Source organism: Chryseobacterium sp. DT-167 (assembly GCF_058310155.1).
The window spans coordinates 383408-408214 of the sequence record NZ_JBZEEQ010000002.1; the positions used below are offsets into that span (position 1 = coordinate 383408).

Here is a 24807-nt window from a genome sequence, read left to right on the forward strand (position 1 = left end):
TTAGTTAGAATTTGAATTGAATATCCAAAGATCACCATTTTTGATTTTCTTACGCTCCAGTTTATTTTCTGTGCTGAGATTTAATAAAAACTCCTGTGATTTTTCGAAAGAAATATTAGATAGCACCGCAAATTCCTGTGTGGTAAGTGTTGGATAAACTGCAAACAATTTTTGCCATTCTGCAGAATATTCATTTTTCTTAGCTTTCGGATCGATCTTTTTTACTCTTCTCTCAAATTCTTCGTAAGGTTTAAAGCCATAAAGAATATCGAGCATTTCATCATCTTTCACAAAAATCAATGTTGGAAATCCTCTTACACCCAATTGTCTTCCCAGATCGAGGTCTTTTTTAAACTCAATCTGCGCTTTAGATTCATAATCTTCTTTCCATTGTAGAACATCTAATTTTGCCATTGCTGCGGCTTTTTCAAGATGTTCAGTTTTGGTGATATTTAATTTATCAAGAAAAACCATTTCGCGGATGATTCTTAAAAATACAATTGCTTTTTTTTCATCCTGCATTTGTGCAGCTTTGAAAGCAATTGACGGAGGATATGATGAGTTTAAAGGATCTTCAAGCCAAACTCCGCCATCAATAGGCATTTTGTAGTGTGGGCTTACTTCTTCCCAGTGTCCTGCAACATCGCTTGGTTTGCTGATTCCGCCTGAGTTATAAATTTCCCAGGAAGGTAAAAGTCCGCCCATTCGATATTCAATATCTACAGTTGAGCCATATTCTAATTTAAATTTTCTAAGCTGAGCTTCAATTCCCCAACATGATGAGCAGATAGGATCTGTGTAATAAATAATTCTGATTTTATCAGATTTCAATGCTTCAAATTCAGCAGCAGAAGATTCGTTTGCGGGTGTTTCCAGAATTTCACACACACCTTTTTCGTAGTCACAATTGAGAAGAGGATTGTTGTTCATATTATTAAAATGATTAGAATTTAAAAAATTAAGAAGAAAAGACAGTATTGTCATTAAAGTAATATCCATCGTGTCGGGAATTTTGATTTAACATAATATTAAAAATGCATTGATGAGACATCAACATTGAGTTATTATGAAATCTTTATTCCGGAGCTTTGAATATGTTTTCGTCAGAATGAAAGCCTGCTACACCGCCACTTACCGCAAATTTCATTGCAGTAGCGGCAGTCATTCCTATTACAGGTTTGATGTTTTTTTCTTCGGTGATGATTACCCAGCCCGAAATTGCGTAAGAATGGGGAAGATAGACTGCCACAAAATTGTGTTTGTCTACATCCGCCATTTCTTTTTGAGTCAGAAATCCTATTCTCCAGATTTCCGGATTTTCGTTGGTTTTTACCCAGACAGGATCGTTGAATTTTTTCTTATCGCCTACAAATGAAGACATTACATCTTTTGTGGGAGAGTAAATATGTTTTATTCCGGGGGTTCTTTCTAAAATACGGTCAATGGCATCTACAAAAAATCTTCCAACGACGAATTTGTTGCCGAGATAGCCCAGTATTGCTGTTACCAAAAGTGTGGAGACAAAAACCAGCCCCGGAATTTCCTTTGCTACAGAGGGGATGATGTTGTCGATAGAAGATATAATATACCAAATTACAAATATTGTCAATCCTATGGGACCAATAATCAAAAGCCCCTGAAAGAAGTTTTTCAGGAAAAAATTGGTCAGATTTTCAAATGTAAGTTTTTTCAATGTTATTTTTTATCCGTGGATCGTTTCTTTGTTTCCGTAAGATTTGATGATTTTGGCTTCGTATTCCAGCCATTCTTCCCATCGTTTGTTTACTTTTTCCGGATCACCAAGTTGTCTTGCAAAGCCGATGAATGTTGTATAATGATTGGCTTCGGAAATCATCAGCTCTTTATAGAATGTTTTTAATTCTTCGTCTTTGATGTTTTCTGTTAAAACTTTAAATCGTTCACAACTTCTTGCTTCAATCATTGCAGCAAAAAGCATTTTGTCAACAATCAAAGTATCTCTGTGTCCGCCTTTTTGAATAAAATTCACCAATTCGTTGACGTAGTCGTCTTTTCTTGTACGCCCAAAAGTATAACCACGTTTTTTGATAATTTCAAGTACCTGACCGAAGTGTTCAAGCTCTTCCTGAGCAATTGCCAAAAGTTCCGTCACGATGTCCGGACGTTCCGGAAGCATAGTGATCAATCCGATCGCATTAGTAGCTGCTTTTTGCTCGCACCAGGCATGATCGGTTAAAATTTCCTGAATGTTATCCTCTGCAATATTTGCCCACCTTGGATCGGTAGGAAGTTTCAACTTAAACATGATTTTTATTTTTTATCTAAAAGACTTTTTAATAAAGCAATTTGTTCGTCTTTTTCTTTTAATATTGTCGTGTAAAATTCTTCTTTTTCTTTCAATCTTATTTCATATTGTTCTAATAGCTTTTCAGATTGTTGATTGAAAATATAACCAACGTTATCATGATGTTCACCATTATTATTATTGATGATCGTCATTCCTTCAGGAAGTAAATCTGTTAAATTTTTATCATACATTTTTGCAATCTTATCTAAAGTAAATACATCTGGAAAGCCTTTATCATTTTCTAATCGTCTATAAGTAGATACAGAAATACCTATTTTATCGGCGACTTCTTCAGTTGAAAAGCCTTTTTCTATTTTCATTGCTTTTAGTTTTTGACCTATTTTCATCTTGGTGATATGTTTTAACAAAGGTATTTAAAATTTATTAAACTCATCAAAACTACGATTTTCAAAAATGGCTAAAAATTGTTAAAAACTGATGAATCTTTTGTCAGTTTTGATTGTTGAAAAAGCAAAGTACTACTCTATTTTTGTAAAATGTTCTCGCGAAAACATAAATGTGTAAAAAAAATTAATCAAAAAACATTTAACAATTAAAAAATTATGAAAAATTTATTTAAATTTGTATGTGTCATTACAATTTTATTTGGAACTTTTGCTTTTGCTCAAAATTCTCAAGATGAGAGAAAAAAACCTACAGTGGTTAAAGTTAAATACTGTAAAAAATTCACAGTTTCAGTAAGTATTGGAATTGCATCAGTAGAAACAGATATAGTAGGTTGCCTTGTTACTGTTGATGGCTTACCAATGATGTGGTTGGGTAGAAATCAACAACCAAGTAATCCCGAAAAATTGGATTATTTATATGTAGAGGAACAAGAAATGATCAACGCTCTAAATGTAAAAGATTCTAAAGAACTTGAGAATATGAAAATACTAAAAAGCGGGATCTGGGATTATGAAGGTGTAAATTACATAGCGAACCCAATGATCAAATATGAAATTATAGAAGTGGAAGGAATTAAATATTATGCCCTGCCAATTCAGGTTAATGAATAAATTATAAAAAAACATAATCAATGAAAAATAAAATCTTATACCTTTTACTATTTTTCTTCATTCTTAGTTTAGTGATATTATTTTTTAAATCAAAAATAATTGATAATACCACGATTACAATTGGTAACAAAAATGTGAAAATTGAAAACTCGCCATTCTATAAAAAATATTATAATAAAAATAATGAAATAATAGTTGTAAATATTTGGGCAACCTGGTGCAAACCTTGTTTGGAAGAAATTCCTACTTTAAATAAATTGAAGGAACAATATAAAGACAACAAAATTAATTTTATTTCATTTTCTATTGATAATATTAAAGACATTGAGAAGCTTAAAAAATTCAATGCTACAAAAAAGTTCGAGTGGGGAGACATTACAGTTGAGAATCTGGAATACAAGAAGTTGTTGGAAAACTTTTTTTATGATAAAAATTCAAATTCCGGTTTTATCAGCATTAATTCTCTTGATGTTCCAAGAACTTTAATTATCCGAAATCAAAAAGTAATAAAAGAATATAATGGTTTAATTGATTATGATAACATTTCTGAATTTCTAAGCTCGGAAATAAAAAATAATTAAGCTTTAATTATTCTATTTTCTTCAATTTAAAATCACAAACCCTTTATCTGGTCTGTATTTTATAAATAAACATAAATTATGAAAAAAAGAGTTCTAATAATTATTTCTATAATTTTCATCTCAATTTTTATTTTCTATAATGTAGGATTTCAGTTTGGAAATTTTAAGATAGGTAAACAATCGGATAATATAGAGAGAAACAGTAAATTTGATATTGAAAACAGTAATTTTTCAAAGGATTATTTAGAAAGCAATAGTATTACAGTATTAAATTTATGGGCAAGTTGGTGTAAACCATGTTTGGAAGAAATGCCGCTTTTTGCTAAAGCTAAAAAAAAATATCCGCAGATAAAGTTTGCTACCTTATCAATTGACAGAGATGAAAAAGAGCTTAAAGAAGCAATTGATAAGCATCATATCGATAATGATATAACTTTGGAAAACTCTTATTACAGAAAATCTATTAGAAACTTTTTAGAAAACAGGAAATTAAATTCATTATTTAAAAGCGAAGTCGTTCCCATTACCTACATTATTAAAAACAAAAAAGTTGTTTATAAACTTACAGGTACTACGGACTATGAGGAGCTTACAAATAAACTGAATTCTCTTAAATAATGAAGGTGAAATTAAAGTATTTATTCTTCATTGTCTTGTTTTCCTCTACTTTTAAATCTCAAACCACAATGTCCGGTTTAGACAAAGGTTTAGCAATCGGTAATATTTTAGTACAAGGTTATATGGCTTTAAAGGGAAACGGAACAAAGCCTGTTGATCCTAATGCCAAAACCGTTGACAGTTTCTGTTTCAAAAACAAGATGGACGAGAAAATTACCATAAAGCTCAACGGGAAAATAGAAGATGAAGAAGTAAAAAAGGAATTTGTCATTCAAAAAGACGAAAAAGAGTGCACATACAACTTGCCGAAAGGTATATATACTTATGAAGTTTTACTTTCAAGTAAAGATACTTATCAAAAAGGTGAATATAAAGTTTCGGAGGAAACTTTGATGACAATAAATCGTTAAAAAATAGAACCGTTTTACAAGAGTAAGGCGGTTTTTATTTATCAAAATAAAACATTGAGTTTGTCATTCCGGAGGAATCTTTTGCATTCAAATTATGCGTTGAGATTCCTATGGAATGACAAAGAAATGTTTAAATAATGATTATAATTGATAATGCTCAATAATTTCATTTCAAATTATCTTCATCCAAAATAATCTGTGGCACAGAGTTGGATAAATGTAAACCAACATTAAAATCTTAAATCATGGATGCTACATTAATTACAAAAAAACTACAAAAATTTGCATTTTCAATACTTGCTTTATTTCTAAGTATTACAGCATTTGCACAAGACACCGTACCTGTAAGTACTACCACCCAAACCACAACGACCGAAGAATGGTATATGAATCCTACATATCTTATCATCGGAGGTGTCGTTCTGATCGTCGTTATTGCACTGCTTGTGCGAGGCGGAGGACGAGGAACAAGAGATTAAGGAAAATAAGTTAAAATATTGCCGCTCAGTGAACTACTGAGCGGTTTTTTTACGTAGAAATTCTAAAACATTCCAGCCGAAAGCATCGATTTTCTTTAAACCGGAAGCGATTATGAAAGCTAAAATCACATTAATGATGTAGATTATTACCATCAAAACCCACCAAGGCATCAGTTCTTTCATCGGAACAACGATAAAATAGACAAGTGACGAGCTTATTCCCTGCCCGAAATAAAAGAAAATAGCATTTTTCCCGATATGGGTGACGAAACTTTCTTTTGTGATTTTTAACCGGTTGTAAAAAACGAATAGTGTTGTCAGCGAAAACAAGGTCCAGATAATGTAAGGTGTCTGTGGCGGAAATTTTTGTTTATTGATCTTAAAAAATATTTCATTTCCAAAATACCAAAACATCCATATCAAAGCTGCGGCAACCAACCCATAAAGAACGGGGATCACTTTTTTCGGAATTGTTTTGCCACGCATTCTGTTTCCGATAAGGAAAACCGTCATGTAGAAAGCAACATATCCGACCTGTCCGCTTGGATAAATTTGCGGGAAAATATTAAATAGCAAAGTTAAAGTAATGCAAATTCCTATAAACCAATTGACGTGTTTAGGGAAAAATCTTAAAATTAAAACTCCAAAAACGGTTAGAATAAAATAAACTTTCAGATACCAGAAACTTCCCATCACAACAGGAAAAGTATCTGCATTAGAATATTCATGAAGATACCAATTGCCCAAATTCTGCCATTGCGGTATTGTTGAGATACTTGTCGCAGCATATTTTGATCCGAAAGTAGAGTAGAAGCTTTGCAGCCATTCGAGCGAGAAAAAAGTAAGCCCGAAAATTTTGAAGAAATAATCTAAAAAGAAAAGAAGCGTTACAAAAATCATATAAGTGATCTGCAGTTTCAGCAACCTGTAAAACGTTTTTTCAATATTTGATCCGGAGGTGATACCGCTCAAAGCATAAAAGAGAGCAACATCAAAAACCAATGAAAACACACGGATTTCAGGAATAATATAAAACTGCCCCGACCAAAATGCAGTATGAATAAATATAATGGAAAGTGTGGCTAAACCTTTCGCAAAATCAATATATAGATCTCTGTTCATATTATTGAGGCAATTCTCGTGTAATTTTTTCTAATTTGTCGTAGTTGAAGAAATATAAATTTCCTTCCCATTCCGGTTTTGCTTTTTTCTCAATTCCCCGCAGTTCGTTTGTAAAAAGCCTATGATATCTTACAGAGTACCAAGAGTTATAAGAATCATTGTCAATTGAATATAAAGGCTCTTGGAAAACTTCTGAACGTTGCTCGGTTGTCTTATCAAGCTTTGCATAACCTTCCATTACAAGAAAAAGCTTATAGTTATTTTCTTTTGCAAATCTTTCGTAATTTGACATCGGAAGACAATACTGTGAAGTGCAGCCATTCGTGAAGATATAAACTAAGGATTTAGGATGTTTTGCAAGTTCGTTTTTCAGCTGTTGCCCGTTAATTTTATAAATCCGGGTTTTATCAATACTGGAAAAATCTTTCAGAGGTACAATCTGGGTTTTTTCTGCATCAGAGAGTTTTTTATAATCATTAGTTACTCCGTATACGGTGCATGAAGTCATAGAAATAAGACTGATAAAAAGTAATAAGTATCTCAAGGGTATTTTTTTTCAAAAGTACAATTTATTAACAATAATATTTTCTATAATAGCGAGGCAAACTTTGTTTTTTTAAAATGTTGTAAAATTTATAAATAGTATTTCTTAATTGAAATATAATCAGTACATTTGCACCTCGAATTAACTAAAAATTTATAGACAATGTTTGCAATTGTAGAAATAGCAGGGCTTCAATATAAAGTTGAGCAAGACCAGAAGTTGTTTGTGAACCGTTTGAAAGGAGATAAAGGAGGAAAAGTATCTTTCGATAAAATTCTTCTTACTGTAAACGGAGCAATCACTGTAGGCGCCCCAGCTGTAAGCGGTATCACTGTAGAGGCAGAGATCCTTGACCATGTAAAAGCTGATAAAGTAATCGTCTTCAAAAAGAAAAGAAGAAAAGGTTACGAAGTAAAGAACGGTCACAGACAATCTTTAACTCAAATCAAAATTACTGGTATTACAGGATTTGAAGGAAAAAAAGCAGAGAAGCCTGCTAAAAAAACAACTAAAAAAGCTGACGCTGAAAGCGCAGAATAATTGTTAAACCAAAAAACCTTAAAATAAAATGGCACACAAGAAAGGAGTTGGTAGTTCCAAAAACGGTAGAGAATCTCATTCTAAAAGATTAGGTGTGAAGATTTTCGGTGGACAAGACGCTATTGCTGGTAACATCATTATCAGACAAAGAGGTACTCAACATCACCCAGGTGAAAATGTGGGTATGGGTAAAGATCACACTTTGCACGCACTTGTTGACGGTAAAGTAGTTTTCAGAAAGAAAGCAAACAACAGATCTTACGTATCTATTGAACCAAACGCATAATTAAAAAGCGTTTTATAAAAATAAAATCCTCAGCATTTATGTTGAGGATTTTTTGTGATATTTAATCAATTATTTTTGTAGTTCATTTTTATTAAGAAAACGGAAGTATTATTCGAATAAATTAACATAGTCTTTGTCATTCTGTAGGAATCTAAATTATTATATTTCCTAGAGTTGAGGCTGAGATTCCTAAGGAATGACCAACATTATTCTATAAATTTATAAACTTCTCAGTGAAATTTTAAATCAGGCTATAGGTAAAATAGTTAATAATTTTAATCTATTAAAAATTAAATTGAAAACCAGCCTTGATTCCAAACTTAGAAACATCCGGCCGGTCAAGATAATTTCCTCTCCAGTTGAAGTCTACACGGAAAATTCTGATGTTTCCGAAACCGATATTTTCAATACCAAAACCATATTCGTAATAAACCTGCTCACTGGGTGCAGAATATTTTAAATTTTCAACATTGATGTTTTTTGAAGCATCACTTAAAGATCCGTAAGCACCTCTGATGAATGCAACCTCTCTCAGCTTCAGTTTCTTAATTAAAGGAATAAATGAAAGTATTTTACCGTTAAAATGATGCTCAATATGAAGAGTTGAATAAGTGTCTGCAACAAATTCGTAATAGTTCAGCTGTGCAAAAGTATTCGCAACCAATCCATACGACTGATTTCCGGGAATAACATTCTGTAATGCCAAAGGAACTGTATCAAAGTTTTTCCCTGCTTCAAAATTCAGTAATGTTTTCCCCCAGCTTCCCAAAAGAATGGGTTTATAAAACATAAACTGCAGCTTGTTATAATTAAAATCAGCATTAAATAAACCTTCAATACCTCTCGTATATTTCAGAACAATAGTCGGTGCTAATGTTCCGTGTTCGTATCGGTCAACTCCGGTTTGGGAAAATTTCGCTCCCGGTCTTGCAATCAAACTGATCGTAACGTGAGAATCGTTAGTGGTTTTTCTCAACTCACCATTTCTGTAATACATTAAGCTAAAACCTGATGGATTGGCAGATTTAATACTCTGCATCGTTCCGTCTACTCTTACCTGAAAGTTTTTCCACGGCTCAATGGAAGTGAAAATACTGGTTTGGTTGACCGAGCTTAAAGAAGCGTTTTCGCCTCTCGCAAAAACAGTTGAGGAGGCAAATGAACGAGACATAATGCCGTCTTCTGTCGTTAATTGTACTCCAAGCTGGGTAATGTCTCTCTTTGTTCCTGCACCAATCATAAAACGATTGACTCTGTTGAACATATACCGTCCTTCAACACCATATTTGAATTGATGATCTTTAAAACCATAAGCGTTATAGAACTGAATTCTCCATGGATCATTTTGCCCAAAATACGTTCTTGCTCCCAATCTGATTCTGTCGCCTTCCACGTCATTTTTCCCATAAACTGAGAAAATAGGACCAATATCAATGCCTTTTGTAATGTTGTAATGTTGTGATGCAAGAGTTTCGTACAGTTTTACAATACGGTTGAATTTCGGTGTCTGCTGAAGCTTGTCAAGCATCTCATAAACTCCCTGTTCAGATTTTGAAAGAGAATCGGGTCTTGCTTTTACCCAGTATGCATCATCTTTATCTACAAATTTGGCATCATATTCTTCCTCTTTTCTTGTGAAAACAGAGTCGTCCAGCGGTTTGTTAAAATCATATTCAGAGTAATCAACAGTTCGCTTGGCAACAATACCTTTTGCTGTCTTCTTTTTTGAAAAAGGGGTCATTTCAATTTCTGTAACGAATTTTTTGGGTAAAAAAGTTGCATCATCAGGATTATCATATTCCAGTTCAGTTGAAATGGAATTGATGAAATTGACGTTGATTTTATTTGTAGATTTTAAAGTTGCCCCTAAAACTGCGTAAGAATCTGTGTCAATATACAGATACCCCTGAAAAGCCAAAACCTCGGTCCTCCTCGGTTGATAGCGTATTTTATATGCGTCTTCTCCACGAACTGAAATGGTGTCAACCAAATTATAATCATACGTGCTGAAACCATCTGTTCCAACAGGACTCGGAAATCCAATATCGAAATAGTTTAAAGTATTGTCATAAATATTGATGTCGCGGTAAAGATTTTTTGCCGTAATCGAAATCACCTGATTATCCTGAAAACCAGATGTTTTCTGAGCAATAAGAAGTTTTTTTGTTTTCTTACCGGGCTTATTTTCTCCGAAATTTGTATAAATAGATTCATTTAAGAATATAGGAAGTGCCATTTTTCCTCTTGCAGTAGAATCGGCATAATCAAATATAAAATCTAATTTGTTGAAGATCTTCCGATTCATGAATGCGCTGTCGAGATTATTGGCGTCAAACTGAATTTTTTCATATTCTTTGTAAGTATAAGTATCAAATTTATCGAGACCGTTGTTTCTCTTGCGTTTCCAGACTTCCTGCATGATTCTGTACGCCGGATTTTCCTTTTTGTTTTTAAATTTGGTTTTTTCGTTGTGAATCACAACCTCTTCGATACTGCTCACTTTTTCGGAAGATAATTTAACGATGAGATTGCTGTTTTTATCCGGAGCAATTTCTACACTTTCTAAAGCATAGTTTTTTTTCTGAAATTTGAGCTTATAGATAATACTGTCTGACTTTACATTGAAGCTTCCAGATGTTGTCGTAAGAACTGGAGTATTGCTGTCATTGATAAAAATATCAACAGCACTGATTTCTCTGTTGGTTTTGGCATCTACAATTCTTCCGTTTGCTGTGTTTTGAGCATAAAAAAAACTTGTTATAAAAAGAGAAATATAAAGGAAACTATATTTAAATTGATTGGTTGACATCATTAGTATCTTCAAGCGATTATCTAAACAAAAACTGTGCTGTTTATTATTAAAATTAAAATGTTTTCTTAAAGCTTTTGCTAAAGTGCAAATGTAACGAAAATAAGCCTATGAATATTGTGCAGGAAACAAGCTTTAGATTAATAACTGATAATATCTGAACTAAAAAGACTTACATTTCTGTAAGTCTTCTGTTTCTTATAATACTATGGTCGAACTTATTAAAATTGTAAATCTGCTTAATGAGTTCGCACTATTTTGCATCTTTCGTATGATAAATTAAAATTCCATTGTAACTTCAAGTTTTTCGGCTAAAAGTTGCTCAATTTTTACTTTTAATGGTTCAATATCAATATTCTGCATTGCGTCATTGGCAAAAGCGTAAAGCAATAATGCCTGTGCTTCTTTTTTAGAGATTCCTCTTGCTCTTAAATAGAACAAAGCATCTTTATTCAACTGACCGACAGTACAACCGTGAGAACACTTCACATCATCTGCGAAAATTTCCAACTGAGGCTTCGTGTCGATTGTTGCTCCTTCACTTAATAATACGTTGTTATTTTGCTGATAAGCGTTGGTTTTCTGAGCGATCTTGTTTACAAATACTTTCCCATTAAAAACTCCGTGAGATTTATCCTTGTAAATACCTTTGTAATTCTGATAACTCTGACAGTTTGGAGTATTGTGGTGAACCGCCGTGTGGTGATCTACCAACTGATCTTTCCCGATAATCGTGATTCCGTTCATGAAAGAGTTGATATTTTCTCCGTTATGAATAAAATCAAGATTGTTTCTGATAATTTTCCCTCCGAATGTAAACGTATTCACCGTTGTTAAGCTGTCTCTTTCCTGTTTTGCAAACGTATGATCTACCAGATAAGAAGTATCGCTGTCATTCTGAATTTTGTGCCAGTCTGCTTTTGCATTCTGATATGTAAAAATTTCAGTTACCGAATTGGTAAATACAAAGCTTTCATCAAAATTATGATGACTTTCAATGATTTCTACCTTTGCTCCTTCTTCTACGATTAATAAATTTCTCGTGTTGTAGAAAGTATTTTCTTCCTGATTTTGAGAAAGATAAAAAACATGAATCGGCTTTTCGATGATCACATTTTTTGGCACTTTAAGGAAAAAGCCGTATTTGCAGTATGCCTGATTTAGGTTAGTAAACGCTAAATCTTTTGAAGCAATTGTATTAAAATATTTATCGAAAACATCTTTGTGATTCTCATCATTCAAAGCGTAATTGAAAGACAAAAATTCAGCATTTTCGATAGAGATGTTTGAAAGCTCTTTGTGAAGCTGACCGTTTACAAAAACAATCCAGTCAAAATTTTCTTCACCCAAATGAAGCTCATCAAGCTGTTCTTTGGTGATATTATGACTTTCTTTCGGGAAAAAATTATAATCTTTCTCCGTAATTTCTTTGAGGTTGGTATATTTATATTCTTCGTCTTTTTTGGTAGGGAAACCTGATTCAGCAAATTTTGCTAAAGCTCCAATCCTGTTTTCATCCAAAAAACGGTGGCGAAGTGTATTGAGAAACTCGGTGTGGTTCGTTAAAATTTGTTCGTTTAAACTCATTATTTGAACGTTTTTTTGCCGTTGATAGGAAATCTAGATCCTACTGAATGACAAAGATTGCGTTTTAATTTTTTAATTTTTAAATGCTTTTGATTATAAATTAATTCAAAAGCCAGTCGTAACCTTTGCTTTCCAATTCTAAAGCTAAAGATTTATCACCTGTTTTAATGATTTTTCCGTTCGCTAAAACGTGTACATAATCAGGCTCAATATAATTCAGCAATCTCTGATAATGCGTAATCAAAAGAACTGCATTTCCTTCGTTTTTGAATTGGTTTACACCATCTGCAACGATTCTCAATGCATCAATATCCAATCCGGAATCAGTTTCGTCAAGTATCGCCAATTTAGGATTCAGCATCATCATCTGGAAAATCTCGTTTCTTTTCTTCTCCCCTCCCGAAAATCCTTCGTTCAATGATCTTGAAAGGAAATCTTTTTTAATTCCCAGTTTCTCAGATTTCTCACGAATCATTGCCAGCATTTCTTTTGCAGGCATATCTTCAAATCCGTTTGCTTTTCTGTTTTCGTTTAAAGCAGCTTTAATGAAGTTCGTCACAGAAACTCCCGGAATTTCTACCGGATATTGAAATGAAAGGAAAATTCCTTTGTGAGCTCTTTCTTCAGGAGCGTCTTCAATAATGTTTTCACCTTGAAAAAGGATTTCTCCTTCCGTTACTTCGTAATCTTCTTTTCCTGCAATCACAGAAGAAAGAGTAGATTTTCCGGCTCCGTTGGGTCCCATGATCGCATGAACTTCGCCCGGATTGATTTCAAGATTGATACCTTTTAATATTTGTGCGCCATCTTCAATTCTGGCGTGTAAGTTTTTAATGTTTAACATAAACTTTATTTATCGATCATTAAGTGATACTTAATGCTTTTGTTTTATTATTTTATTAATATTTGGAACTAATAAATTCCTAGTTTAATTTTATTGTCAATCTAGTTAAAAATTATTCTAATAATTTGTAGATTTTCAAATAGTCTTTGTCATTCCGCAGGAATCTCAGCAGCATTGAAATTCTATGTTTAGATTCCTCCGGAATGACAAAGAGACTGTTAATATATTAGTTTGTAAAATTAAAATTTAAACAGAATCTTAATTTTATATTCTATCCTACAGAACCTTCTAATGAAATTTCCAGTAATTTCTGAGCTTCAATAGCAAATTCCATTGGTAATTTATTTAAAACTTCTTTACTGAAACCATTGACGATCAAAGCAATTGCTCTTTCCGTATCAATACCTCTTTGGTTACAGTAGAAAATCTGATCTTCACCGATTTTTGAAGTGGTAGCTTCGTGCTCTAACTGAGCCGTTGGATCTTTAATTTCAATATATGGGAAAGTATGCGCTCCACATTCGTTACCCATCAATAATGAGTCACATTGCGAGAAGTTTCTGGCTCCTTTTGCAGAAGGCATTACTTTTACCAATCCTCTGTATGAGTTTTGAGATTTTCCTGCGGAAATTCCTTTAGAAATGATTGTTGATTTCGTATTCTTACCGATGTGAATCATCTTTGTACCGGTATCGGCATACTGATGATTGTTGGTTACAGCAATAGAGTAGAACTCACCGATAGAACCGTCACCTTTCAAAATACAAGAAGGATATTTCCAGGTTATGGCAGAACCTGTTTCCACCTGAGTCCATGATATTTTTGCTTTGGTTTCGCAAAGTCCTCTTTTGGTTACAAAGTTGAAAACACCACCCTTACCTTCTTCATTTCCCGGATACCAGTTCTGAACTGTTGAATATTTAATTTCGGCGTTATCTAAAGCAATCAATTCTACAACTGCAGCGTGAAGCTGATTTTCGTCTCTTGACGGAGCGGTACATCCTTCCAAATAAGAAACATAGCTCCCTTCATCAGCGATGACCAGCGTTCTTTCAAACTGACCTGTTCCTGCCTGATTGATACGGAAATATGTAGAAAGTTCCATTGGGCATCTTACCCCTTTTGGAATATAGCAGAAACTTCCGTCAGAAAACACTGCGGAATTCAATGCTGCGTAAAAATTATCGCCTCTGGGAACTACTTTCCCAAGATATTTTCTTACTAAATCCGGATGATTTTTAATTGCCTCAGAAATTGAGCAGAAAATAATTCCTTTTTCAGCCAATGTATCCTGAAACGTAGTTTTCACAGAAACAGAATCTATTACGATATCTACGGCCACTCCTGAAAGTCTTTTCTGTTCTTCGATATTGATTCCCAATTTCGCAAAAGTTGCCAGTAATTCAGGGTCAACTTCATCCAGACTTTCCAATTCCGGTTTTGCTTTTGGGGCAGCGTAATATTTTATTGCCTGAAAATCTGGTTTCGTGTACTTGATATTCGCCCATTCAGGCTCCGTCATTTTCAACCAGATTTTGAAAGATTCCAAACGCCATTTTGTCATCCATTCCGGTTCTTCTTTTTTAGCAGAAATAGCACGGACGATGTCTTCGTTTAAACCAGTTGGGAAATCTTCGTAATCGAGTATCGTTTCCCAGCCGAATTCGTATTTTTTATTTTCTAAATCGACGCGTAGGTCGTCTTCAGTATATTTACTCATTTTATTAGATTTTAGAAATTAGATTTAAGATTTAGAGTGCTCTAAATCAATACTTCCAATGTCTAATTACAAAGAAAAACTCTCACCACAACCACACGTTCTGGCTGCATTAGGATTGTTAAAAACAAATCCTTTTCCATTCAATCCACCTGAGTATTCCAGGATGGTACCGGCTAAATAAAGAATGGATTTTTTTTCTACAACAATTTTAATATCATTGTCTTCGAAAACCTGATCTGTTTCTGTTTTTTTGTTGTCAAACCCCAAAACATATTCTAAACCAGAACAACCTCCGCTCTTTACCCCAACTCTTATATAATCTTCTGCCGGATTAAAACCATCTTCTGTCATCAGTTGAATGGCTTTTTCCTTAGCATGATCTGAAACTTTTATCATTGTATTTATTTAGAATGATTTAATGGTGCAAAAATACGAACAATAATCAGTATATAAAAATCGTCGTTTTTATTTTATCAATTTTTATCATCGATGCTTTAACTTTGAGGTATAATTAAAATCAAAACTATAAATCAATATAAAAATGAAAAAACTAGGCATTTTAGCTGTTGTACTTTTTGTGCAGGTTACTTTCGCACAAACCAACAGATTTGTTTATCAGGTAACAATGAAACCTGATGCCTCCAATAAAGCAGATGTGAAGACAGAGAATGCTTATTTAGATATTTCAGCAGAAAAATCGATGTTTTATTCGGAAAACAGAATTAAAAGAGATTCTGTGATGCGGGCCAATTTTCAAAGTGGTGGAGCGAGAGGATTTAACAGAGATCAAATGGAAAGTCTGAGATCAAATATTAATTATTCAATCGAAAAAGATAAGAAAAGCCAAAAGACACTTTATAAAGATCGTTTAGGAAGAGATCAGTATTCATACGAAGAAGACAGACCTTTAGAGTGGAAAATTTTACCGGAAACTACCAAGATTGGTGAATATAAAGTTCAGAAAGCAGAAACAGATTTTGGCGGCAGAAAATGGACAGCATGGTTCACAACAGATTTGCCTTATCAGGATGGACCGTATAAATTCAGCGGACTTCCGGGTTTGGTTGTAAAAGCGGAAGATGCTGATGGAGACTACTCTTTTGATTTAATGAAAAATTATAAAATTGCTGATTTTCCCGAAATGACAACATTTGGTAATATAATCAAAGTAAAAAGAACTGATTACATTAAGCAGCAGGAAAAATTTAAAACTGATCCGATGTCATTTATGAATCAAAGCGGTGGCGGAATAAGAATGGGAAATCGTGGTGGCGGAAATCAAAATCCCGCAGATATGAGAAAGCGAATGGAAGAAAGAGTAAAAGAGGAAGTAAAAAAGAACAGCAATCCTATTGAGCTGAAATAAAAATAAAAAGCCCTGAAGATTCTTCTTCAGGGCTTTTTATTATCTTAAAAGTTGATTAAAAGTATCTCCCTGTTTGATGTCTCCGGAGTTGTACCCTTTCATAAACCATTCTTTACGTTGTGCTGATGAACCGTGTGTAAAATTTTCCTGATTCACATATCCTTGTGATCTTTTCTGAATGTTATCATCTCCTACAGCTTCTGCTGCTTCGACTGCAGATTCTAAATCACCGGGCTCAAGAAATTTTTCTCTTTCGTTGGAATATCTTGACCAAAGTCCGGCATAGAAATCAGCCTGAAGTTCAGTAGCTACAGATACTTTGTTCATTTCTTCTTCAGAATATCTTCCGCTTCTTCTCAGTTGATCTGTTTTATCCAAAGTTCCTAAAAGGTTCTGTACGTGATGTCCCATTTCGTGTGCCATTACATATGCAATCGTAAATTCGGTAACTTTTGCTCCGAATTTTGACTGAAGTTCATTGAAGAAAGTCATATCCATATAAACCGATTGGTCAGCCGGACAATAAAATGGTCCCATTGCAGACTGTGCGATTCCACAACCGGAGTCTGTTGCTGTTTCAAACAAAACAACTTTTGCAGGTTGGTATTGCATACCGTTTTCTGCGAAAATTTTGGTCCAGGTCTGCTCATTTTCTGCAGTCACCATCTGTACAAATTCTCTGATTTTTAATTCATCCGGAGTTAACTGTCTTTTCTCTGTTTGAGGTGCAGAGCCTCCTCCCGAAGAAAGTATTGCCGAAGGATCTCCGCCAAGAAAGAATACTATGGCTGCAATGATGATTGTTCCTAAACCTCCACCTACGATGGCTCCGCCACCACCGGAACCTCTTCTGTCATCTACGTTACCGCTTCTGTCGTCTGTCCATTTCATTGTTTGTTATTTTTATGTGTAAATTTAAAATATTAAATAATATTTTTGTCAAAAATTATAACTAAAGTGAGAAAAATTCAGATTGCTCTTTTATTCTTAGGTTTTATGAGTGTTATATCCTGCAATGACAGTGATAATAAGGAAGACGAAGTAGAAAATGTTGATAAAAAAGCTGCTATTGAAACAGAACTTTCTGTGCAGCATATTGATACAGCAGATGTTTTGGTAACAAAATATAAAATATGGAAAAACAACAAGCTTTTTAAAGAAATTGTGAAAAAAGATACTATTCCAAGTTTGGGAGATACCTTGCAGATTGTAGAAGATGAATCTGGCAATGAACAAAATGCCAGAGTGAAAAAAGATTACGAATTTTATATAACCGTTCAGTAATGAGAAAATCAAGTTCTGTAAAATTGCTTTTCGTCACAGGAATTCTTGCTGCCTGTTCTCAGGAAAAGCCCAAAAATGAGTGGGGCAACGAAAAAAAAGTATACATGAGATCAGATACTACAGCTTCATACTCAAGATCACACGGTTTTATAAGTGGTTTGTTATTGTATCATGCATTCCGTCCTTACGGTGCTTACAGCAATGGGGCTTATCAAAGAGCAGGATATTACAGTGACGCAATCAGCGCAAAATCAAATATTGGCAGAAGTTCTTACAAAGGAAATGTAATAAGGGGAGGATTGGGCAAGAGTGGTTTCACAGCATCATCATAAATTATGAAAAGAATACCCTCACAATTCCGGAAAAACTGGGAACATAAACTTGAAAATTTAGGTTTTGGCTATCATTCTCTGGAAGGACTTTATTGGGACGAGAGTCATTATTATGAGTTTTCGACAGGTGAAATTGATATAATTGAAAATGCAACTGCCGAACTGTGGCAAATGTGTCTTCAGGCTGTAGATTATATTATTGAAAAAAATCTTTGGGACAAATTTAATATTCCTGAATGGTTTAGAGATTATATTATTACAAGCTGGGAAGAAGACCATCCGTCAATCTATGGGAGATTTGATTTTGGTTTTGACGGTGAAAATTTAAAATTACTCGAATTCAATGCAGATACGCCGACTTCTCTATATGAAGCTTCTGTGATTCAATGGTATTGGTTACAGGAAATGTTTCCCTACAAAGATCAGTTCAATTCTATTCATGAAAAACTGGTTGATTATTGGACGTATCTTAAAAACTATATGAATCCGCATTATATTTATTTTGCATCATTAACGAATATTGAAGATGTAACCAATGTTGAATATTTGCGCGACTGTGCTACACAGGCGGGTTTCGAAACAGAGTTTATCCCCATTCAGGATATCGGATGGGCGGAAGATATTGAAGAATTCATTGCCGGAGACAGAACCATCATGGAGTATATTTTTAAATTATACCCTTACGAATGGATTTTGGAAGATGGCTTTGGCGAAAAATTAATTAAAAATAATTTCCGGTCTCAATGGATGGAGCCCGCCTGGAAAATTTTGCTTTCCTCAAAAGCTATTTTGCCGATTCTCTGGGAAATATTCCCTAATCACCCGTATCTATTAGAATGTTATTTTGAACCCAAGCATTTGAAGGACTACGTTAAAAAGCCCATTTATTCAAGGGAAGGAGCCAACGTGAGTTTATTTAAAAATAATGTTGCGATAGAAGAAAATGATGGCGATTACGGAAAAGAAGGTTTTATTTACCAACAGTTATTTGATCTTCCGGATTTTGATGGCAATTATCCTGTTATCGGAAGTTGGGTGATTGGTCAGGAATCTGCGGGAATCGGCATCAGAGAAAGCGTTCATTTGATTACCAATAATCAGAGCAGGTTTATTCCTCATCTAATCGACGAAAACAAAATATACATAAAAGAAAAGGAGCTGTAAAAAGCTCCTTTGTTATTTTAGAGAATATTAATTCTATTTTCCAAAACCGATATTTCCTTTTTTGTCGGAAAGATTTCTTTTAAAATTGATCATGCTTAAGGCAGTAACTGCTGCTTCTACACCTTTATTCCCAAGATCACCGCCGCTTCTTGCGATAGACTGCTCTTTGGTATCGTCTGTCAAAACACAGAAAATAGTTGGAGTATCGGTTAGAATATTACAATCTTTTATTCCCTGTGCGACAGCATCACAAACAAAATCGAAATGTGGAGTTTCGCCTCTTATCACACATCCGATAGCGATTACAGCATCATACTTACGCTCTTTGCAAAGCTGCATACTTGCATAATTCAATTCAAAAGCTCCCGGAACGGAAAATAATTTGATGTTTTCAGACTTTACCCCTTCTTTTTCAAGAATTTCTAAAGCTGCATCACGTAGATTATAAGTTACAAAGTCATTCCACTCAGAAAAAACAATGCCGATAGAAAAATCATCGGCATTGGTAATATGAAGTGGCTTGTAATCTGAAAGATTAACTGTTGCCATGTTTTAGTAATATTTAGTCATTTCAATATAAGAATCAGACATTCCGTTATCGTAGTCCTGATATTTTTCGTCAATAGTTGCGAAGTATTTTTTAGCTTCTGCATTTTTCTTCATTCCTAAAGCTACAATTCCTGCCTTTCTTGTGAAGAAATAAGAAGTGTAAGGATCATCTGAAGCTGAAGCTGCTTTGTCTAAAAGTGATAAAGCCTCATCATTTTTGTTAAGCCCAGATTTTGCATCTGCCATTGCACCGTATTTCATTGCCATCAATGTCTTGTTGTCAGAAGAAAATTTATCTAAAAGATCATAAGCTTCCTGGAATTTTCCTTCTTTAAATTTCAATAAACCTGCATTGTAAGCAGAAAGTTTACCAATTTTAGTTGAAGAATATTCGTTGTACGTTCCCAAATAACCCGGATTGGCAGCAGATTTTCCGCCTAAAGCTTCTTTATCTTTGCCCTCTGTAAGGTTTTTTTGTGCGGCTAAATATGTTTTTACAGCTTCAGCATTCTTTGGGGCTACCACAAATTGCTGGTATCCGAAAAAGCCTAAAACTCCCAAAACTAAAACTCCAAAAGCGATGCTTAGCGGTTTCTGATATTTTTCAAGGAATCTCTCTGTATTTAAAGCCTCTCTGTCAAGATCTTTAAAAAATTCCACTGTTTCTTTACCTTCTTGCTCATTTGGAGCATTCTTTCCCAATTTTGCCATAAATTCTTAAAAAATTGAACTGCAAATTTAATTGTTTCTGAGTGATTTACAAAATACTTTGCAGGTATTATTAAATGAATTGTAATTTCTTTACTTTCTCACTAATTTTTGACTACAAATTGCCAAATTTTAACGCAGGTTCACAATGATTTTTTTAACTACTAAATGTTTTAATGTTCGCAAAAGCGTTTCACCCAGCGAAGAAAACAAAGTCTTTAAATGATACTTAATTTTAAATTTTAATATTCTAAAGTATGATAGATTTCTGCATTGAATTTTTTTAGCTTTTCATCGCCTTTCAAATCTTTTAAACCAATTAAAAAACTAAACTGAACAACTTTTGCGCCTTGCTTTTCAACAAGTTTTGCTGCTGCTTCCGTAGTTCCGCCGGTTGCCAAAAGATCATCATGAATTAAAATTCTCTGACCTTTTTTAATTTGACCTTCACGGGTTTCAATCTCTGCGCTGCCGTACTCCAGATGATATTTTTCTGAAATGACTGGGGGCGGAAGCTTTCCTTTTTTCCTGATTAAAATAAATGGAACTTCTAGAGCAGCAGCAATGGCGATCCCGAAAAGATAGCCACGGCTTTCAATTCCACAAACGGCATCTACTTTTCCTTTGCTGAATTTTACGAGATCTTCTATCACCTCTTCATACAGTTTAGGATCTAAGAAAATCGGCGAAATATCTTTAAACTGAATTCCCGGAATCGGAAAGTCAGCTATGTTTTCGATGGTTTCGTTGAGTTTTCTGATCAGTTCCTGTGAAGGCATAGATTATGGATTTATCTTATAGCTTGAAATTTTCCATTCTCCATTGACGCTTTTCAGTCCGAAAGTTGCTTTAAGCGATGTTGTTCTTCCGTTCTTATCGGTCACATCGTATGTTGCATTTACACTTGCAGCATTAGGATTTGATGCGTTTGTTGTAATATTTTTAACGCTAACATTCTTTACAGCGCCAAATCCGGAAGTTGGGTTTGAGAAAGACTCATAGCTTCCCCAGCTCGGATTGCTTGATGAATCAAACGCTGCCTTTAAATTTTGTGAGCTTACATTGTTTAAAAATTTGCTCACTGTACTTTTAGGATCAGCTGTTGGCTGTTTGGGTTGAGCCGGAGTTGTTGGTGCGTTCGGATCTGTAACGGTTCCCGGAGTTGTTCCTGTGGGATTGTTAGGATCGATTACCGCATTCGGATCTTGTACAATCATTGTAGAATCTGTTTTTGGAACTTCCGGAACTCTTAATGCAGAAGGATTTACATCCAATCCGATTTTTGACATTTTGAAAGTTTTTGCCGTCGTTTTTACAGAAACTGTAATGTCGATTTTATTATCTACAATTTTAGAAGCTAATAAAGAAGAGAATTTAAGGTTAAATCCTCTGAAATTATTGTCCTGCATCAGATTTTTAGCAGTTGAAAGTTTCACTCCGTTGCTGAAAACTTCTAAAGTGGTTTCTAGACCAGCACCTGTAAAAGCAATAGGCTTTCCGGTATTATCAACCAATCTCGGAATGATCTGCATAGCAGTCGCACCGTTGCCTGTATCACCGGACAGTTGTGTAATAATACTTAAAGAGTTTGCCCGTACATCGTTCGGATCGCTTTCTTTTGCAGTTTCATCACCAAAAATGTTCATTTCTCCTAATGATGGGGGAGCCGTACTTGCCCATTCAATACCATTTTTTTGTGCAACCTGATCGGCCATCGATAAGATTTCCGGAACTTTTTTTCCGTTGATCAACTGACCGAGAGCTTTCAGCTCATTGACATCACCTTCGGCTTCTACACCGAAAGTTTTTAAAATATATAAGGCTTCATTAAATTTGATCTGCTCGATAGTTGTAAGACTTGAAGCCATATCATTGATGCTCGTCTGCAAAGTCTGAGTACTGGTAGCATCCACATGATCTTTCTTACAGGCTGTAAAAAGAAGTAAACTAAAAATGAGTAGAAAACTTAGCTTTTTCATTTGTTTTATGGTTTGATGCAAATTTAGTAAAACCTTTACTAATACTGATTTATTATTTTTTGTTTTCTTTTTCCTTTAAATCTTCTTTGAAAAACGAACTGAAGATGCTCTGCATATTCGGAAATGACGCTTCTTTCCAATAATTTGTCTTGTAATTACTAATGTCTTTATCGTATTTCACTTTTGTAACATCATTATTGTCGCTGAAATCTAATTCGGTAGGGTAGAAATTTCTATAAACAATTACCTGATTATAATCTGGTTCGCTTTTATGTTTTAATTTAATGAAAGCAATTTCGTTTGATTCTAATAAATCTCTCAAAGTCTTCTTTGAATCTTTCTCGTAAGAGATATTGATGATTCCTCTGACATCGAAGAAACGGTAGCCAAAAAATGCAAATTCTTTTTCCTGAAGTGCTTCTCCTGTAATTTCGATTTCATCTTTTGAAGCGCTTTTCAATTCTTTCACTCTAGTGTTTTTTTGTTTGTATTCTTCTACATTTCCGACACTTTTTAATTTTGGAAGATCAAGAAACGAGTTGTAATCCCACGATCCCATTTCTTTTTTTTCATTTTTTGCTCCTTCTAATCTGAAAATACGGTATTGCTCGATGTTTGCGCTTTTTGCCTTCTTTGTCTTATTGTCAAAAACATAAGTTACAATTCCGTCAACATAGCAGTTCAATTTATTATTTAAAGTTACATAGGCATTAAAATTTCCTTTCACTAAAACATACTTTGCAGGTTTACTGTTTTTAATGACAACGGCTTCAATGTCTTTTACTCTGTCATTTAATTTAACAACATCTTTATCCAAGTCAGAATAAGAAAGAGTACCCAGTGAAATGTTATCATAAACCAATTGAAATTTTTCCTGAGATGGGGTTAATAATTTTCTGTCTATTTTCCCGTCGATGTCGGAATAGGCAACAATGCTTCCGTCTTTCCCAAACACTGAAACTTTTGGAAGCGGCTGATTTGTTTTTTCTGAAACGAAAGTTGTGGTTTGTGCATTAAAAAAGTTAAATAACAAAACAAAGAGAAGCGAGAGTAATTGCGTTTTTTTCATGGTTATAATTTAAGTTTAAAATATCTAATCTACCTTAAAGACAACTTAATTGTGAAAAGGTTGCCTTGAAGACAAAAAAAAGACTGATTTATTATAAATCAGTCTTTTAAATTTTTATTTTGTTACAAGTCCTTAGAAAGGATACTCATAAATTTCAGATTCGTGAAGGAAAGGGTTTCCTGTAGGAATAAGTTTTAATTTAGATAATGCAGACATTACTGTGAAGATGAATAATCCTACTACAAATAATACAGCACCCAATACCAATAGAAGTACTTCCGGAGTGTTCCAGAAAGGACCCACTGTTCCCGGCATTACCATGTTGAAATAGTCTAAAAGGTGACCTAAGATTACAACTACTGCCATAACAGTTACTACTTTGTAATTTCTCTTAATGCTTGAACTTACCAGTACCAATAATGGTAATAAGAAGTTGATGATCAGCATTGGTAAGAATGTAACCCCGTAATGTTGGAATCTTCCAAAGAAATAGTTAACCTCTTCCGGTACGTTTGCATACCAATATAACATAAACTGAGCAAACCATGTGTACGTCCAAAGCATACTTGTAGCAAAAAGGAAAACTCCTAAATCATGTAAGTGATTGTCATTGAACTGTGGCAAGAATCCGTTTTTCTTAAGGTAAACACTTAGTAAAATAATTACTGCGATACCACTAGAAAGACAGCTAACCATAGAATACCAAATGTACATTGTAGAATACCAGTGAGGGTCAATAGACATCAACCAATCCCAAGCCCAAGCTGCAGAAGCAAACCCGAAGAATGCGATATATCCTACTGCCCATCTGTAAAGGAACTGATACTCAACCAAAGATTTTGTATCATCTACTTTTTTAGATTGTGCTTTCAGTTTCCATGCGAAGAATGATGCTCCGATTACGTAGATCAAAGTTCTGATTGCATAGAAAGGAATATTTAAGAATCTTTTCTTTTCAAATAAGATCACATCAAAGTGTGCAGAGTTTGGATCTGTCAAATCCGGATCCATCCAGTGGAATAGGTGACCTTGGTGGAAGATATTCAATAACATTAATATTACTAAAATTGCTCCACCGTATGGAATATAAGAAGCAATTGCTTCCATTACTCTCGTAATAATAATTGGCCATCCTGCGTGTGCTGCGTGCTGAATACAGTAGAAAAATAATACTGCACAACTTACTCCGAAGAAAAATACAGCTACAAAATGTATTGCTGCCAAAGGCTGATTGTGAACCTGCATTGTAGCATGCTCAAGATGTGAAGCGTGATCCTGAGGTCCTATCATCTCACTAGAGTGAGTAGGTGCATCATGACCTGAAGAATGAACTGCCTCCATCATATGCTCTATTTTTTCTGCAGTTAACCCATGATTCAGGAAATAACCGATTCCAAATAGAACTAAACCTACAACAAGAAGTATTATAGAAGTTGATTTTAATTTTGGTGAAAAACTATACATTTCTTTT

29 protein-coding genes are annotated in these 24807 nt (G+C 34.2%); 11 read left to right on the forward strand and 18 right to left on the reverse strand.

From position 1 onward, the window contains the following. The 4 genes from AC4FQ5_RS04330 to AC4FQ5_RS04345 form a co-directional block, all read right to left on the reverse strand. Window positions 1-999 carry a DsbA family protein gene (locus AC4FQ5_RS04330; RefSeq protein WP_491141266.1) on the reverse strand — a complete coding sequence of 333 codons (999 nt, stop codon included), beginning with the start codon at window positions 997-999 and terminating at the stop codon, window positions 1-3. A gap of 76 nt (window positions 1000-1075) precedes the next feature. Then, window positions 1076-1693, reverse strand: a complete 618-nt coding sequence (locus AC4FQ5_RS04335) for a DUF502 domain-containing protein (protein WP_491141267.1) — start codon at window positions 1691-1693, stop codon at window positions 1076-1078. A gap of 9 nt (window positions 1694-1702) precedes the next feature. Then, complete coding sequence (locus AC4FQ5_RS04340) at window positions 1703-2284, reverse strand: MiaE family protein (protein ID WP_491141268.1); 582 nt, start codon at window positions 2282-2284, stop codon at window positions 1703-1705. 5 nt (window positions 2285-2289) lie between these two features. Continuing rightward, window positions 2290-2673: a helix-turn-helix domain-containing protein gene (locus tag AC4FQ5_RS04345; RefSeq protein WP_491141269.1), complete on the reverse strand. Its 384-nt coding sequence runs from the start codon at window positions 2671-2673 to the stop codon at window positions 2290-2292. A gap of 216 nt (window positions 2674-2889) precedes the next feature. Between AC4FQ5_RS04345 and AC4FQ5_RS04350 the strand changes: the two genes are divergently transcribed. The 5 genes from AC4FQ5_RS04350 to AC4FQ5_RS04370 all read left to right on the forward strand — a co-directional run bounded on the left by AC4FQ5_RS04350 (window position 2890) and on the right by AC4FQ5_RS04370 (window position 5433). After that, window positions 2890-3345: a hypothetical protein gene (locus AC4FQ5_RS04350; protein WP_491141270.1), complete on the forward strand. Its 456-nt coding sequence runs from the start codon at window positions 2890-2892 to the stop codon at window positions 3343-3345. Between the two features lie 20 nt (window positions 3346-3365). Continuing rightward, window positions 3366-3926, forward strand: coding sequence for a TlpA family protein disulfide reductase (locus AC4FQ5_RS04355; protein WP_491141271.1), 561 nt, complete (start codon window positions 3366-3368; stop codon window positions 3924-3926). 78 nt (window positions 3927-4004) lie between these two features. After that, entirely contained in the window at window positions 4005-4544 is a 540-nt protein-coding gene (locus tag AC4FQ5_RS04360; RefSeq protein WP_491141272.1) for a TlpA family protein disulfide reductase, read from the forward strand. Beyond that, window positions 4544-4954 carry a hypothetical protein gene (locus tag AC4FQ5_RS04365; protein WP_491141273.1) on the forward strand — a complete coding sequence of 137 codons (411 nt, stop codon included), beginning with the start codon at window positions 4544-4546 and terminating at the stop codon, window positions 4952-4954. The genes AC4FQ5_RS04360 and AC4FQ5_RS04365 overlap by 1 nt, the downstream gene beginning before the upstream one ends. 245 nt (window positions 4955-5199) lie before the next feature. Beyond that, window positions 5200-5433: a hypothetical protein gene (locus tag AC4FQ5_RS04370; RefSeq protein ID WP_491141274.1), complete on the forward strand. Its 234-nt coding sequence runs from the start codon at window positions 5200-5202 to the stop codon at window positions 5431-5433. A gap of 33 nt (window positions 5434-5466) precedes the next feature. On the opposite strand, the gene AC4FQ5_RS04375 is transcribed toward AC4FQ5_RS04370, so the two are convergent. Continuing rightward, the gene (locus AC4FQ5_RS04375; protein WP_491141275.1) at window positions 5467-6555 is read right to left on the reverse strand and encodes an acyltransferase family protein; all 1089 of its coding nucleotides are present in this window, start codon (window positions 6553-6555) and stop codon (window positions 5467-5469) included. A gap of 1 nt (window position 6556) precedes the next feature. Next, window positions 6557-7099: a hypothetical protein gene (locus tag AC4FQ5_RS04380; protein WP_491141276.1), complete on the reverse strand. Its 543-nt coding sequence runs from the start codon at window positions 7097-7099 to the stop codon at window positions 6557-6559. 162 nt (window positions 7100-7261) lie between these two features. Here AC4FQ5_RS04380 and rplU point away from each other — a divergent pair, with 162 nt between their 5' ends. Both rplU and rpmA read left to right on the forward strand, forming a co-directional pair. After that, window positions 7262-7639 (forward strand): 50S ribosomal protein L21, encoded by a 378-nt coding sequence (gene rplU / locus AC4FQ5_RS04385; RefSeq protein ID WP_047443471.1) that lies wholly within the window; start codon window positions 7262-7264, stop codon window positions 7637-7639. A gap of 28 nt (window positions 7640-7667) precedes the next feature. Further along, on the forward strand, window positions 7668-7925 hold the full coding sequence (gene rpmA / locus AC4FQ5_RS04390; protein ID WP_034677604.1) for a 50S ribosomal protein L27: 258 nt from the start codon (window positions 7668-7670) through the stop codon (window positions 7923-7925). Window positions 7926-8208: 283 nt separating this feature from the next. Here the strand turns inward: rpmA and AC4FQ5_RS04395 are convergent, their stop codons facing one another. The 5 genes from AC4FQ5_RS04395 to AC4FQ5_RS04415 form a co-directional block, all read right to left on the reverse strand. Continuing rightward, complete coding sequence (locus AC4FQ5_RS04395) at window positions 8209-10734, reverse strand: DUF5686 family protein (RefSeq protein WP_491141277.1); 2526 nt, start codon at window positions 10732-10734, stop codon at window positions 8209-8211. Window positions 10735-11013: 279 nt separating this feature from the next. After that, window positions 11014-12321 (reverse strand): Fe-S cluster assembly protein SufD, encoded by a 1308-nt coding sequence (sufD, locus tag AC4FQ5_RS04400; protein WP_491141278.1) that lies wholly within the window; start codon window positions 12319-12321, stop codon window positions 11014-11016. A gap of 100 nt (window positions 12322-12421) precedes the next feature. Then, on the reverse strand, window positions 12422-13165 hold the full coding sequence (sufC, locus tag AC4FQ5_RS04405) for a Fe-S cluster assembly ATPase SufC (protein ID WP_491141279.1): 744 nt from the start codon (window positions 13163-13165) through the stop codon (window positions 12422-12424). A 271-nt stretch (window positions 13166-13436) separates the two neighbouring features. Further along, on the reverse strand, window positions 13437-14885 hold the full coding sequence (gene sufB, locus AC4FQ5_RS04410) for a Fe-S cluster assembly protein SufB (RefSeq protein WP_491141280.1): 1449 nt from the start codon (window positions 14883-14885) through the stop codon (window positions 13437-13439). A 66-nt stretch (window positions 14886-14951) separates the two neighbouring features. Beyond that, entirely contained in the window at window positions 14952-15281 is a 330-nt protein-coding gene (locus tag AC4FQ5_RS04415; protein WP_491141281.1) for a HesB/IscA family protein, read from the reverse strand. A 145-nt stretch (window positions 15282-15426) separates the two neighbouring features. Between AC4FQ5_RS04415 and AC4FQ5_RS04420 the strand changes: the two genes are divergently transcribed. After that, a complete protein-coding gene (locus tag AC4FQ5_RS04420) occupies window positions 15427-16251 on the forward strand; it encodes a GLPGLI family protein (protein ID WP_491141282.1) in 825 nt (274 codons plus the stop codon). A 39-nt stretch (window positions 16252-16290) separates the two neighbouring features. Here the strand turns inward: AC4FQ5_RS04420 and ypfJ are convergent, their stop codons facing one another. Beyond that, a complete protein-coding gene (gene ypfJ / locus AC4FQ5_RS04425) occupies window positions 16291-17142 on the reverse strand; it encodes a KPN_02809 family neutral zinc metallopeptidase (protein WP_491141283.1) in 852 nt (283 codons plus the stop codon). A 45-nt stretch (window positions 17143-17187) separates the two neighbouring features. Between ypfJ and AC4FQ5_RS04430 the strand changes: the two genes are divergently transcribed. From AC4FQ5_RS04430 to AC4FQ5_RS04440, 3 genes are read left to right on the forward strand one after another with little or no spacing between them, the layout of a single operon-like run. After that, on the forward strand, window positions 17188-17535 hold the full coding sequence (locus AC4FQ5_RS04430) for a hypothetical protein (protein WP_491141284.1): 348 nt from the start codon (window positions 17188-17190) through the stop codon (window positions 17533-17535). Next, window positions 17535-17867: a hypothetical protein gene (locus AC4FQ5_RS04435; protein ID WP_491141285.1), complete on the forward strand. Its 333-nt coding sequence runs from the start codon at window positions 17535-17537 to the stop codon at window positions 17865-17867. The genes AC4FQ5_RS04430 and AC4FQ5_RS04435 overlap by 1 nt, the downstream gene beginning before the upstream one ends. A gap of 3 nt (window positions 17868-17870) precedes the next feature. After that, complete coding sequence (locus tag AC4FQ5_RS04440; RefSeq protein WP_491141286.1) at window positions 17871-19031, forward strand: glutathionylspermidine synthase family protein; 1161 nt, start codon at window positions 17871-17873, stop codon at window positions 19029-19031. A 33-nt stretch (window positions 19032-19064) separates the two neighbouring features. On the opposite strand, the gene ribH is transcribed toward AC4FQ5_RS04440, so the two are convergent. From ribH to AC4FQ5_RS04470, 6 genes are all read right to left on the reverse strand, one after another. Next, window positions 19065-19580: a 6,7-dimethyl-8-ribityllumazine synthase gene (ribH, locus tag AC4FQ5_RS04445; protein ID WP_491141287.1), complete on the reverse strand. Its 516-nt coding sequence runs from the start codon at window positions 19578-19580 to the stop codon at window positions 19065-19067. Window positions 19581-19583: 3 nt separating this feature from the next. Then, window positions 19584-20291, reverse strand: coding sequence for a YfgM family protein (locus AC4FQ5_RS04450; protein ID WP_491141288.1), 708 nt, complete (start codon window positions 20289-20291; stop codon window positions 19584-19586). A 239-nt stretch (window positions 20292-20530) separates the two neighbouring features. Further along, window positions 20531-21067, reverse strand: coding sequence for an adenine phosphoribosyltransferase (locus tag AC4FQ5_RS04455; RefSeq protein ID WP_491141289.1), 537 nt, complete (start codon window positions 21065-21067; stop codon window positions 20531-20533). 3 nt (window positions 21068-21070) lie between these two features. Then, window positions 21071-22267 (reverse strand): hypothetical protein, encoded by a 1197-nt coding sequence (locus AC4FQ5_RS04460; RefSeq protein ID WP_491141290.1) that lies wholly within the window; start codon window positions 22265-22267, stop codon window positions 21071-21073. Between the two features lie 52 nt (window positions 22268-22319). Then, entirely contained in the window at window positions 22320-23336 is a 1017-nt protein-coding gene (locus AC4FQ5_RS04465) for a hypothetical protein (protein WP_491141291.1), read from the reverse strand. A 132-nt stretch (window positions 23337-23468) separates the two neighbouring features. Continuing rightward, on the reverse strand, window positions 23469-24800 hold the full coding sequence (locus tag AC4FQ5_RS04470) for a quinol:cytochrome C oxidoreductase (RefSeq protein ID WP_491141292.1): 1332 nt from the start codon (window positions 24798-24800) through the stop codon (window positions 23469-23471). Between the last annotated feature and the right edge of the window lie 7 nt (window positions 24801-24807).